General features: G+C 62.8%; 12 protein-coding genes. 6 read left to right on the forward strand and 6 right to left on the reverse strand.

The annotated features are described in order from the left end of the window. Nucleotides 1-92 precede the first annotated feature (92 nt). Nucleotides 93-2120 carry an NADPH-dependent 2,4-dienoyl-CoA reductase gene (locus GLP43_RS03500; RefSeq protein ID WP_237278216.1) on the reverse strand — a complete coding sequence of 676 codons (2028 nt, stop codon included), beginning with the start codon at nucleotides 2118-2120 and terminating at the stop codon, nucleotides 93-95. A gap of 167 nt (nucleotides 2121-2287) precedes the next feature. On the opposite strand from GLP43_RS03500, the gene GLP43_RS03505 reads away from it, so the two are divergent. Continuing rightward, entirely contained in the window at nucleotides 2288-2779 is a 492-nt protein-coding gene (locus GLP43_RS03505; protein ID WP_237278217.1) for an RNA pyrophosphohydrolase, read from the forward strand. 211 nt (nucleotides 2780-2990) lie between these two features. Next, the gene (purU, locus tag GLP43_RS03510) at nucleotides 2991-3875 is read left to right on the forward strand and encodes a formyltetrahydrofolate deformylase (protein WP_237278218.1); all 885 of its coding nucleotides are present in this window, start codon (nucleotides 2991-2993) and stop codon (nucleotides 3873-3875) included. 12 nt (nucleotides 3876-3887) lie between these two features. On the opposite strand, the gene GLP43_RS03515 is transcribed toward purU, so the two are convergent. From GLP43_RS03515 to nth, 3 genes are read right to left on the reverse strand one after another with little or no spacing between them, the layout of a single operon-like run. After that, the gene (locus GLP43_RS03515; protein ID WP_237278219.1) at nucleotides 3888-4478 is read right to left on the reverse strand and encodes a GNAT family N-acetyltransferase; all 591 of its coding nucleotides are present in this window, start codon (nucleotides 4476-4478) and stop codon (nucleotides 3888-3890) included. Next, on the reverse strand, nucleotides 4478-5467 hold the full coding sequence (locus GLP43_RS03520; protein ID WP_237278220.1) for an adenosine kinase: 990 nt from the start codon (nucleotides 5465-5467) through the stop codon (nucleotides 4478-4480). Before GLP43_RS03520 ends, GLP43_RS03515 begins: the two co-directional genes overlap by 1 nt. Next, nucleotides 5464-6108, reverse strand: coding sequence for an endonuclease III (nth, locus tag GLP43_RS03525; protein WP_005851129.1), 645 nt, complete (start codon nucleotides 6106-6108; stop codon nucleotides 5464-5466). The genes GLP43_RS03520 and nth overlap by 4 nt, the downstream gene beginning before the upstream one ends. Nucleotides 6109-6248: 140 nt before the next feature. On the opposite strand from nth, the gene GLP43_RS03530 reads away from it, so the two are divergent. Beyond that, nucleotides 6249-7142: a methylated-DNA--[protein]-cysteine S-methyltransferase gene (locus tag GLP43_RS03530; RefSeq protein WP_237278221.1), complete on the forward strand. Its 894-nt coding sequence runs from the start codon at nucleotides 6249-6251 to the stop codon at nucleotides 7140-7142. 126 nt (nucleotides 7143-7268) lie between these two features. Further along, entirely contained in the window at nucleotides 7269-7937 is a 669-nt protein-coding gene (locus GLP43_RS03535; RefSeq protein WP_037964750.1) for an OmpA family protein, read from the forward strand. 95 nt (nucleotides 7938-8032) lie between these two features. Here the strand turns inward: GLP43_RS03535 and GLP43_RS03540 are convergent, their stop codons facing one another. Continuing rightward, nucleotides 8033-9064, reverse strand: a complete 1032-nt coding sequence (locus tag GLP43_RS03540) for an NAD(P)/FAD-dependent oxidoreductase (RefSeq protein ID WP_237278222.1) — start codon at nucleotides 9062-9064, stop codon at nucleotides 8033-8035. 59 nt (nucleotides 9065-9123) lie between these two features. On the opposite strand from GLP43_RS03540, the gene mnmD reads away from it, so the two are divergent. Continuing rightward, nucleotides 9124-9795, forward strand: a complete 672-nt coding sequence (mnmD, locus tag GLP43_RS03545) for a tRNA (5-methylaminomethyl-2-thiouridine)(34)-methyltransferase MnmD (RefSeq protein WP_037943053.1) — start codon at nucleotides 9124-9126, stop codon at nucleotides 9793-9795. Next, entirely contained in the window at nucleotides 9792-10700 is a 909-nt protein-coding gene (locus GLP43_RS03550; RefSeq protein WP_051577598.1) for a DMT family transporter, read from the forward strand. Before mnmD ends, GLP43_RS03550 begins: the two co-directional genes overlap by 4 nt. On the opposite strand, the gene GLP43_RS03555 is transcribed toward GLP43_RS03550, so the two are convergent. Continuing rightward, complete coding sequence (locus GLP43_RS03555) at nucleotides 10656-12629, reverse strand: lytic transglycosylase domain-containing protein (protein ID WP_237278223.1); 1974 nt, start codon at nucleotides 12627-12629, stop codon at nucleotides 10656-10658. The genes GLP43_RS03550 and GLP43_RS03555 overlap by 45 nt on opposite strands. Between the last annotated feature and the right edge of the window lie 15 nt (nucleotides 12630-12644).

Here is a 12644-nt window from a genome sequence, read left to right on the forward strand (position 1 = left end):
ACCGGCGCGGAGGCGCAAGATGTGCTGCCCTTGTGGCGCGGGCGAAAGACGGGGCAGGCCACGACAGCCTGCCCCGTTTTGGTCGAAATACCTTACAGCGCAGCGGCCAGACGGGTGCCTTGGTCAATCGCGCGTTTCGCGTCCAGTTCCGCCGCGACATCCGCGCCGCCGATAACGTGGCACGGGATGCCCTTGACCTCTAGCGCGTCGGCCAGCGACCGGTCCGACAGCTGACCGGCACAAAGCACGATCGTATCCGCCGCGATGACCTGCGGCTTTTCACGCGCTTCGCCAAAGCTGATGTGCAGGCCCTCTGCGTCGATCTTCTCGTAGTTGACGCCCGCGATCATCTGCACGTTCTTCATGGTCAGGGACGCGCGGTGGATCCAGCCGGTCGTCTTGCCCAAGCCCTTGCCGACCTTGGTGGTCTTGCGCTGCAGCATGGTCACTTCGCGCGCGGGGGCGTGCGGCTGCGGCCCTTCGGGCGCGAGGCCAGAGCGGTGATCGGCGGGGTCGGTGACGCCCCATTCCTTCATCCATTCGGGCAGGTTGGTGGTGGTGCTGTCCCCGTCATGCACCAGATGTTCAGACACATCGAAACCGATGCCGCCCGCGCCGATGACGGCGACGCGCTGACCGGCGGTGACGGTGCCGTTCAAGATGTCGATATAGCTGACCACATTGCCCGCGTCCTGACCGGGGATTTGGGGGTCGCGGGGGATAACGCCGGTGGCGATGATCACCTCGTCATAATCGCCCAGATCATTGGCCGAGACTTCGGTGTTCAGCTTCACGGTGACGTCGTATTTCTTGACCATCGCCCGATACCAGTCGACGAGGCCCCAGAACTCCTCTTTGCCGGCGACCTGCTTGGCAAGGTTCAACTGGCCGCCGATCTCGGCTGCGCGGTCAAAGACAGTGACCTTATGGCCGCGCTCTGCCGCGGTGAAGGCGGCAGAGAGCCCCGCAGGCCCCGCGCCCACCACGGCGATTGTCTTGGCCGCGTCAACCGGATCGACGCGCAGTTCAGTCTCGTAGCAGGCGCGCGGGTTGACCAGACAGCTCGAGATTTTGCCGCCAAAGGTATGGTCCAGACAGGCTTGGTTGCAGGCGATACAAGGCGCGATCTCGGCCGATTTTCCGGCGGCGGCCTTGGCGACGAAATCGGCATCGGCCAGCATGGGCCGCGCCATCGACACCATGTCGGCACAGCCGTCCACCAGCACCTCTTCGGCGACCTCGGGCGTGTTGATCCGGTTGGAGGTGATCAGCGGGATGTTCACCTGACCCATCAGCTTTTTCGTGACCCATGCAAAGGCCGCGCGCGGCACCGAGGTCTGGATCGTCGGGATGCGCGCCTCGTGCCAGCCGATGCCGGTGTTGATGATCGTCGCACCTGCGGCCTCTACCGCCTTGGCAAGCTGCACGACCTCTTCAAAGGTGGAGCCATTGGGGATCAGGTCGATCATCGACAGACGGTAGATGAGGATGAAATCGGGGCCGACGGCCTCGCGCACGCGGCGTACGACCTCGACTGGCAGCCTCATGCGGTTCTCGTACGACCCGCCCCATTCGTCGGTCCGTTTGTTGGTGTGGGTGACGAGGAACTGGTTCAGGAAATACCCTTCGGAGCCCATCACCTCTACCCCGTCATAGCCTGCCTGTTTGGCACGCAGGGCGCAGGCGGCGATATCGCTGATCTGCTTTTCAATGCCTTCCGCGTCCAGTTCTTTCGGGGCAAACATCGAAATGGGGGATTTGATCGCCGTGGGGGCAACGCAATCGGGGCTGAAGGCATAGCGCCCCGCGTGCAGAATCTGCATCGCGATCTTGCCGCCTGCCTCGTGCACGCGGTCGGTGACGATGCTGTGGTTGTCCACGTCCTTTTGCGACAGCATCATCGCGGCACCATGCGCGACAGACCCTTCGGGGTTCGGCCCGATGCCGCCTGTCACCATCAGCCCCACATCGCCACGCGCGCGCGTGGCGTAGAATTCGGCGACGCGGTTCCAGTCCTGTGTTTCCTCAAGCCCGGTGTGCATAGACCCCATCAACACGCGGTTCTTCAACGTCGTGAACCCCAGATCAAGCGGGGCAAGCAGGTGCGGATAGTCGGACATTTGGCAAACCTTTCGAGGGCTGAATGTAGGGTACTGGACCGTTCTGTGCGGCAGTTCACCCCAAGCCTGCGGTTCTGTCACGCACAACGCTGCGTAAGCCAATATACATGGGCGCGGGATTCGTGCTAACGCCGGTATGACTTCTCTTGCCGCGAAAGGCCCCCGAAATGACGCCAGAAGAAATCGCCCAACTGCCCTATCGCCCCTGCGTCGGGGTCATGCTGGTAAACGCCGACGGGCATGTGTTTGTCGGGCAGCGTCGTGACCGGGATCAGGACGCATGGCAGATGCCGCAAGGCGGCGTCGAACAGGGTGAACACGCCGAAGTCGCCGCCCTGCGCGAACTGGAGGAAGAGACAGGCATCCCCCCAAGCTCTGTTACCGTGGTGGCACAGACCGAGGGCTGGTTGCCCTATGACCTGCCGATCGAACTGGTGCCCAATATCTGGAAAGGCCGGTTTCGCGGGCAAGAACAGAAATGGTTCCTGCTGCGCTTTCACGGGTCGGATGACGAGATCAATCTGGATACCGAACACCCCGAATTCTCGGACTGGCGCTGGTTGCCGGTGCGCGAACTGGTCGACAACATCGTCCCGTTCAAGCGCGAGGTCTATACCGCTGTGGTCAACGCCTTTGTGAGCCATTTCGCCGACGCCTGACAAAGGGGCAGGCCGCGTTCACCGTCTGCCTGATTGCGTAGCGGATATGGGTCAATGTGCATGATCGGAAACCGATTGTGCTGATTTGACCGGCTGCGCGGGCGTCGCGTGTCTTTTTCGGCCCTCCCGAACTTGACGGGGCGGGGGCGGATAGGAAACAGGTGGCTATCGGCGCGCGACGTCGGACCGCTTTGCCACAGGAAAAATCCCGATGAAAACATATGCCCTGACCGTGACCTGCCCCTCTGCGCGCGGGGTTGTTGCAGCGATTGCGAACTATCTGGCCGATCAAGGCTGCAACATCTCGGACAGTGCCCAGTTCGACGATAAGGAAACCGGCGGTTTCTTCATGCGCGTCAGCTTTGAAAGCGAAGCCGAGGTTGATCTGGCGACGCTTTCGGACGGCTTTGCCGATGCGGCGCGGCCCTTTGACATGGCCTATGAGTTCCACGACGAGGCGGTGAAGATGAAGGTCGTCATCATGGTCTCGCGCTTCGGGCATTGCCTGAATGACCTGCTATATCGCTGGCGCATCGGCGCGCTGCCGATTGATATCGTCGCGGTGGTGTCCAACCATATGGAGTATCAAAAGGTCGTCGTGAACAACGACATCCCGTTCCACTGCATCAAGGTCACAGCGGAAAACAAGGCCGACGCCGAAGCGCGGATCATGGCGGTGGTAGAAGACGCAGGTGCCGAGCTGATCGTGCTGGCGCGCTACATGCAGATCCTGTCGGACGAGATGTGCCAGAAGATGTCGGGACGGATCATCAATATCCACCATTCTTTCCTGCCCAGCTTCAAGGGGGCGAACCCGTATAAGCAAGCGTTCCAGCGCGGGGTAAAGCTAATCGGGGCGACATCGCATTACGTGACCGCCGATCTGGATGAAGGGCCGATCATCGAACAGGACATCGTGCGCGTCACCCATGCACAATCCGCCGAAGACTATGTCTCGCTCGGGCGGGATGTCGAAAGTCAGGTATTGGCGCGGGCCATTCACGCGCATATCCACCGGCGCGTGTTTGTGAATGGCAACAAGACGGTGGTCTTCCCTGCCTCGCCGGGGTCTTACGCCTCTGAACGGATGGGGTGAGCCACGGGGGCGCTAGCCGATGGTCGGCACATGCGCCCCTGCGTCCTTGTCCAGCAGATCGATCAGCCGCGGATCATCCGCGACCTCGACCTGCCGCTTGAACGGGGTAAACCCGCTGCGGATGTAAAAGGACAGCGCCTGCGGACTGTCTAGCGTGCAGGTATGGAGATGAAACCGCGAGATCGGCCGCGCCCAAGCCGTGCGGATCGCGTGGTTCATCAGGTAGCGGCCGGCACCCGATCCGATCAGCGCGGGCGTCAGTCCAAAATAGGCGAGCTCGCACGTGCCATCAGCCGTGAACTTGAGCTCGAGCAGCGCCTCGTCGCGACCATCTTTGGTCAGCGTGAAAAACTGCGTGTCCGCATCCGACAACAGCGCCTGCAATTCGGCGTCGGTTTTTGTGAGCCGTCCGAACCACAGCCAATCCTGTCCGACCCGCCGAAAGATATCACGGTACCAGTCCAGCGTGGGGGTCAACGCGCGCAAGGTCACGCCCTCGGGGGCGGGGACATCCCGCAGGGGGGCGGCCTCGCGCATCTCAAGATGTGTGACAACCATCGCCAGCTTGCCAAGCGGTACGTCGTGATATCCGTCGGACAGCATCAGACCAGCCCTTTTTCCTTGAACAGCTCCATCATCGAGGTCTGCGGGCGTGGACCGATATGGCTGATAACCTCGGCCGCACAGATGTTGCCCATCTTGCCGCATGTCTCGAGGTCGCGACCCGTGGCCATGCCATAAAGGAACCCCGCCGCGAATTGATCGCCGGCGCCTGTGGCATCCACGGGGGTCACCTTGGTCACCGGTACGTCGACGCGTTCGCCTTTGCGGATAAGCGTCACGCCGTCGCCGGAACGGGTGCAGACGACCGTGTCACAGATCGCCGCCGTGCGGGTCAGCGCGTCTTCCAGATCGTCGGTTTCCCACAGGGCGCGGATCTCGGCTTCGTTGCCGATGACATAGCCTAGATCGTTTTCAATCAGTGCAAGGAAGTCATCCCGGTGGCGTTCCACGCAGAAGGGGTCGGAAATCGCGATCCCCGCCATGCCACCGCCCGCCGTCGCCGCACGCGCCGCTTCGCGGAATGCGGTTTTGCCGGCGTCGTGGTCAAAAAGATAACCTTCGAGGAACATCAGCTTGGCCTTGGAGGCCACCGCCTGCGGAACGTCGTCCGAGGTAAGACCCGTGGAGATCCCAAGATAGGTGTTCAAAGAGCGTTCCCCGTCCGGGGTCACAAAGATCATGCAGCGCGAGGTCGGGTTCTCGCCCCCGGTCACAGGCGCGTTGACAAAATCAATGCCGATGTCGGTCATTGCTTTGGCATAGAATTGACCCAGATCATCGTCATTCACCCGCCCGATAAAGGCCGTGGGCAAGCCAAGCGCGCCTATGCCCGCAATGGTATTGGCGACCGACCCGCCGGGGGTCTGCAGACGGTCTTGCATTGTCGCATACAGGTTTTCGGCGCGGTCACGCTCGATCAGCTGCATGATGCCTTTTTCGATGCCGTTATCTTGCAGAAACGCGTCATCCGCATGCGAGATCACATCGACAACGGCGTTGCCGATGCCAACCACTTCGTATTGGGTCATTCGGTTTTTTCCTCATAGGGGCAAAGGTCACGGATGATGCAGGTTCTGCATAGGGGTTTGCGTGCTTTGCAATGGTATCGCCCGTGCAGGATCATCCAGTGGTGGGCATGGTGTTGGAAATCAACGGGGATATTATCCTCGATCGCGCGTTCTACGGCATCGACGGTTTTGCCGGGGGCGATGCGTGTGCGATTGCCGACGCGAAAGATATGCGTGTCCACCGCCTGCGCCGGATAGTGCCACCACATATTCAGCACAACATTCGCGGTCTTGCGGCCCACGCCGGGCAATGATTGCAGCGCCGCGCGGCTGTTGGGCACGACCCCGTCATAGTCATCCACCAGAATCTGGCTCAGCTTCATCACGTTCTTGGCCTTCTGGCGGAACAGGCCGATCGTCTTGATATGTTCGGTCAGCCCCTCCAGCCCGAGGTCCAGCATCTGCTGCGGGTGCTCAACAATCTCGAACAGGGATTTGGTGGCCTTGTTTACCCCCGCATCCGTGGCCTGCGCGCTCAGCGCGACAGCGACCAGCAACGTATAGACGTTGGTGTGATCCAGCTCGCCTTTCGGTTCCGCCTCGGCGTCCTGAAAGCGGGTGAAAATCTCGCGGATCGTGTGATAATCAAGGGTTTTGGCCATGCGCCAAGGGTATGCGTGGTTTCGCCTCTCAGGGCAAGCCGCGCGCGGCGGATTTTACGGGCGTCGCTGCGGCAGGGGGCTGCGTCATTTGGCGCATGTTTCGGGTCGCGCGGGGGCGGGGCCTGCCGTAGTCTGCCCCTATGACACATGCACAGCACACACCCCAAACTATCGCCCCCGAAGATGCCGCCACCGCTGACGGCAGCGCCTATCACTACGGTGTGATGCGGCGGGCGATTGATCTGATCGATGCCGCCGCCGACCCGCTGGCGCTGGATCAGATCGCGGGCGAAATGGGGATGAGCCCGGCGCATTTCCAGCGGCTCTTCTCGCAGTGGGTTGGGGTGTCGCCCAAACGCTATCAGCAATATCTGATGCTGGATCACGCCAAATCACTGCTGCGCGACCGCTTTACCACGCTCGACACAGCGCACGAGCTGGGGTTGTCCGGCTCTGGACGGCTGCACGACATGTTCCTGCGGTGGGAAGCCATGAGCCCCGGCGATTTCGCCCGCAAGGGGGAGGGGCTTGTGATCTCGTGGGGGTGGTTCGACAGCCCCTTTGGCCCGGCATTGGTCATGGGCACGCCACGGGGGATCTGCGGGCTGGCTTTCTCGGCCGAGATGGGCACCGACGCCGCGATGGAGGATCTGTGCCGCCGCTGGCCGGGGGCGACATTCCGCGAGGATCCGACGGTGCTGCGCGACTGGGTGCAGATTGCATTCGGCGTGCAGGGAGACGGGACCGACAAAGCCCCGATGTATCTGATCGGCGCGCCCTTCCAGATCAAGGTGTGGGAGGCTTTGCTGGCGATCCCGTCGGGTCATGTGACCACCTATTCCGAAATCGCCCAGACCATCGGCACGCCCAAAGCGGTCCGCGCTGTGGGCACGGCGGTGGGGCGTAACCCGATCAGCTGGTTGATCCCCTGCCATCGCGCCCTGCGCAAATCCGGCGGGCTGGGAGGTTATCACTGGGGGCTGCCGGTCAAACGCGCCATGCTGGCCTTTGAATCTGCCCGCGTCGACGCGTGAGGGTATCGGCGGGTTGCTGCCTATGGGTTTGAAGCTGCCGGTTCAACGGGAACAAAGGCTGGTGTAAGGCGTTATGTGACGATTGCCTCGCCCGAACGGGGCCACAACTTAAAGGCAGAATAAGATATGACACTTTCGAAAACCTCCATTGCTGTAGCTCTGACAAGCGTTCTGGCGCTGGCTGCTTGTGAACCCGGTCCGATTGGTGGCAACCCCAACGACCCGAACGCCAACACTCGTAACGGTGCGCTGATCGGTGCAGGTACCGGTGCTGTGATCGGTGCGCTGTCCAAAGGCGACGGCAACCGTGCACAAGGTGCCTTGGCCGGTGCGGTCGCTGGCGGTGCATTGGGTGCTGGCTATGGCTATTCGCTGGACAAGCAAGAGGCCGACCTGCGCCGTCAGCTGGATTCCGACGTGATCATCACCAACACAGGTGACCGCCTGATCGTGACCCTGCCGCAGGACATCCTGTTCGCGACAGACAGCACGCAGGTTCAGTCCGGTATGCAAAACGATCTGGCTGCACTGGCGCGGAACGTGAACGTCTACAGCAACTCCACGCTGCAAATCGTCGGTCACACCGACAGCGACGGCGAAGCGTCCTATAACCAGCAGCTGTCCGAAGGCCGTGCGCGCGCCGTTGCGAATGTGCTGGTGTCGAACGGCGTCCCCGGCAGCCGCATCCAATCTGTGGGCCGTGGCGAAAGCCAGCCGGTTGCAAGCAACCTGAACGCAGCGGGCAAAGCGCAAAACCGCCGCGTTGAAATCGTGATCCTGCCAAACGCTGCCTAAGCGTTAGCGACATGAACGTGAAAGGGTCTCGGCATCTGCCGGGGCCCTTTTGCGTTTGAGGGGTGCCATACGGGGGTTGACGGGCCGCCGCGGCGCTAGAGGTTGTCTTCGACGCGGAACCCATCAGGGATGGTATCGCGCCCGTCCAGCATCAGCTCGGCCATGACCTCGGCCACTTTGGGGGCCATGCCGAACCCGATCTTGAACCCGCCGTTGGCCACGAACTGCCCCGGAGCGTCGGGCAAGGCCCCCAGCATCGGGGCACGGCTGCGGCTGCGGGGGCGCACGCCGGCCCAGCGGGTGATCACCGGCGCATCACGTAACACGGGCACTGCAGCGCGTGCGGCGGCGACCACACCGTCAAGCTGCGCGTCCGTCGCGGTGGGCGAGGTATACGTGCGCTCTGTCGTTGATCCGATGGCGGTGGTGCCGTCGCTATGCGGGATGATATGCACACCGCCCGCAAAAAGCTGCGGCAAGCCGCGCGCGTCATAGTCTAGCAGCGCAGCCTGACCCTTGACGCCTGCACCGACCAGACGGCTGTGATTGGCAGTCATATGCGCCAGCCCCGCGACGCCTGTCGCCCACAAAACCTGTCCGTGATCTTCGCCTTCCGCCTGTACGGTCACGCCTTTGGCCGCCAGTGCCCGCACCAGCGCGTCGCAGGCGTGGCGGGGGTGGATCAGACCGCTTAGCGTGTCGTGGATCAGCCAGCCGCTGGGGCTGTCAGGCTGCCACGGGGTGTCACTCGCGCGGATCACGGACCATGTGGCCTGACCCTGCCACAGCGCCTTAGCGGTTTCGGCCCGCTGCTGTGCCAGTGCCAATGCCGCGTCATCGGCCACGGGTTGCAAGCGCCCCTTGCGGGCATAGCCCGCGTTGCCGCCGCCCGCCTGTTCAACCGCCTGCCAGAACCCTTCGGCCATCAGCAGGCTGTCGCGTTGAAAGGCTTTCTTGGCGTTCCAGTTTTCAGGCACATGCGGGGCCAGCGCGCCGACGATACCGCCGCTGCTGCCTGCGGCGGGCCCATTCGGGTCGATCACCTGCACAACCGCGCCGCGTTGCACGCAGGCCCATGCCACGGATAGCCCGAATATCCCCGCGCCGCGTATCGTGATTTCGGCCATTGCCAATCCTTGCCCTTTTTGCGCAGTGTTCGGCAACGCCCATAGCACAAGGCCATCCAATGGAGAACCAGACAGCTGATATCGAATGGAAAGACAGCGGTGTGCCTGTGTCCTCCAAGTTCGACGACCCGTACTTCAGCCTTGATAACGGGGTAGAGGAAACGCAGCATGTCTTTATCGACGGGAATGATCTGACCAACCGCTTCCGCGACGGGTTCCGCATCGGAGAGTTGGGGTTCGGCACGGGGCTGAACTTTCTCGTGGCTTGGGACGCGTGGGCGCGGCATGGCGCGAAAGGCACGCTGCATTTCACCTCGTTCGAAGCCTTCCCGATGTCGTCGGAGGATATGGCCCAAGCGCATCGGTCCTTTCCTGACTTCGATGGCAAGCGCGACGCGCTGCTGGACGCCTGGTCGCCCGAGGGTGGAGAGATGCGCTTTGGCGATGTGGTGCTGACCGTGGTGATCGGCGATGCGCGACGTGCGGTGCCCGCGTGGGACGGGCTGGCGGATGCATGGTTTCTTGACGGGTTTTCCCCCGCCAAAAACCCCGAGTTGTGGGAGCCGGAGCTGCTGCACGATGTCGCACGGCACACTGCACCGTTTGGCACGGCCGCGACCTATACCGCCGCTGGCGCAGTCCGTCGCGCGCTGGAAAGCGCGGGCTTCGCGGTCGAGCGCACGACCGGCTATGGCCGCAAGCGGCACATGACGCGGGCTGTGCGCGTATGAGCATGGCCACCAACCGCGCGGCGGCTGCGGCGCAATCGAACAATATCCCGCTTGGCATCACCTTGATGGTGATCACGACCTTTGTGTTTGCGGTGCAGGACGGGCTGTCGCGGCATCTGGCCTCTGAATACAACGTGATGATGGTGGTGATGATCCGCTACTGGTTCTTCGCGGCCTTTGTCATCGCGCTGGCCAAACGCCATGCGGGCGGGCTGCGGGCGGCGGCGCGGACAAGCCAGCCGGTGCTCCAGATATTCCGCGGGCTGCTGCTGGCGGCCGAGATCTGCGTGATGATCGTCGCCTTCACGATCCTTGGCCTTGTGGAAAGCCACGCGGTCTTTACCTGTTATCCGCTGCTGGTGGCCGCCCTGTCCGGCCCCGTCCTGGGGGAAAGCGTCGGCTGGCGCAGATGGGCGGCGATCGGGGTCGGCTTTATCGGGGTGTTGATCATTCTGCAGCCGGGGATGAGCGTCTTTGACCCCGCCGCCGTGATCCCGCTGGTGGCGGCCGCGATGTTCGCGGTCTACGGGCTGCTGACCCGCTATGTCGGGCGCAAGGACAAGACCGCCACCAGCTTTTTCTGGACCGGCGTCACGGGGTCAGTGGCGATGACAGCCACAGGGCTGTGGTACTGGGAGCCGATGATCGCCAGTGACTGGCTGATCATGGGGTGCCTGTGCATTACCGGTGTCACGGGCCACTGGCTGTTGATCCGCTGCTACGAAGTGGCCGAGGCCAGCGCGGTGCAGCCCTTTGCCTATTTGCAACTGGTCTTTGCCGCGATCATCGGCATCAGCGCTTTTGGCGAAACCGTGCGCCCCAATGTCGCCATCGGGGCGGCGCTGATCGTCGCGGCGGGGCTATTCACCTTTTGGCGCGAACGGCAAAAGGGTCGTGCCCGTTAGTTCCTCGGTAAAGGGTTGGGGCAGGGGGTCTTTGCCCATGCGCGCGCGGTAAACGGGCAGGCTTTCGGTCACCCGCATCACATAGTTCTGCGTCTCGCGGAAAGGGATCATCTCTATCCAGTCGACGATATCGATGTCGCCCTCGCGCGGGTCGCCGTAGGTGTCCATCCAGCGCGTCGGACGCGAGGGGCCCGCGTTATACGCGGCAGAGACCATGACCACATTCCCGTTAAACCGGCCCGCAATTTGCGACAGGTATTCGGACCCCAGCAAAGCATTGTATTCGGGGTCGGCGGTCAGCCGGTCGGTGGTGTGCAGCGCGCTGATATCCAGATCGCGCGCGACATCCTTGGCCGTGGCGGGCATCAGCTGCATCAGACCGCGCGCGCCCACATGGCTTTGGACCACGGGATCGAATTCGCTTTCACGGCGGGCGATGGCCAGCACCATTTCGGGGGCCATGTTCAGGTCCAGCTTGATCGCATCATGCAGTGCGTAATAGGGGCCGGCGATGGTGATGCCCCGTTGCGCCACACGTTTGCCGATCATCACGGCCAGATGCGGCTGGCCCACGTCAATCGCGGCCTGCCCCAGAAGGGCGGCGTCATCGGTGATCAACTGCTCTGCCAGATGGGTCCAGAACCGTTCCGCGGTCGACAGCTCGCCCGAGGCTTGCAGTAGCAGCCCCGCCTGAAACAGCGGTGCCTGTGCCAGCGCCGATGTGCGCCAATCCTGTTCAGGGCGCGCGCCCGCAAGGCTCGTGTCGAACGGCAGATTGCCCCGCTCTGCCGCAAGCAGACCGTAGAAAGAGGATTGGAACTTCGCGCCTTGGGCATAGGCTTTGGCCGCGCCCTCGGCATCGCCCCTGGCTTGATACGCGCGGCCCTGCCAATAGCCTGCGCGCCCTTGGCTGATGGGGGATTCTACTGCGCCGTCATGGGCCTGAAAGTGACCAAGCGCCAGCTTGGGGTCTTTGAGGAAACGCAGGGCGATATAGCCTGACAGCCATTCAAGGTCCGCATAATGCGACCCTTCGGACAGGAAGTGTTTCGACGCCATCTGATAGGCCCGCGCCGGATCGCCATTGCGCATTTCATCCCGCGCCAGCGCGCGGCGGCGGTTGGCCCATGCAGCGGGCTGACCAAGGGCCGCAGCGCTGATCGATTGCGATAGCATCAGATCCTTGGCGCTTTCGCCGTAGCCTTTGCGGATCCGCCATTCAAAGCGGTCGGCCTGCAGCCCCGGATCACCGGCCTTGCTGGCGGGCAGCGCGTCGATCAGGGCGTTTACATCGCCGTCCAGATTTTGCAAGGCGATGCGGGTTTCGGCCAGCGCCTTGTCGGCATCACTGACCAGATCGAACATCTGGCGGGCTTCGGCGTGTTCCCGTTGCCATAGCATCTCGTCCAGACGAGCGGCGTGGTGCTGTTTCAACAAAGACCCATGCGCGTCAATGAACTTTGCCTGATCGTTCCCGCTCATAGGGAGGGTACGCCACGCCAGCACCAGCCGCGCCTGTGCCTCGCCCAGACGATCCGCACGCAGCAGCGCTGCGGCATGGGCCAGCACACCCTCGGGCGTCTGCGGGCCCTGACCGGTAAAGAAATCCAGTATCGCCTTGTCACCTTCGCGGAGCACGGCCTCTTCGGACTGTCTGCGCAGATAGGCTTCGCCCGGCCAGTCTGGGCGGCGGTTGAGGAAATCGGTCACCTCGGCATAGGTGCCCCGTCCGGCGCGCAGGCGGTGCCATTCGATCACATCAACCGCAACGGCCCCGTCACGGCGCGCGATCAGGGCGGCATTCTCCCAGCTGCCCGCGCGCATGGCGTCCATCGCCCATCCCAGCGGACGCGGCCTTTCGGCGTGGGCCGGAAGGGCGAGGGCAAAAACCATCGTCAGCGTTGCCAAGGCGCGTCTCATCACTTGCATTTCCTACTGGTCAAA

This window comes from Sulfitobacter sp. M39 (assembly GCF_021735935.1).
Taxonomy (GTDB): Bacteria; Pseudomonadota; Alphaproteobacteria; order Rhodobacterales; family Rhodobacteraceae; genus Sulfitobacter.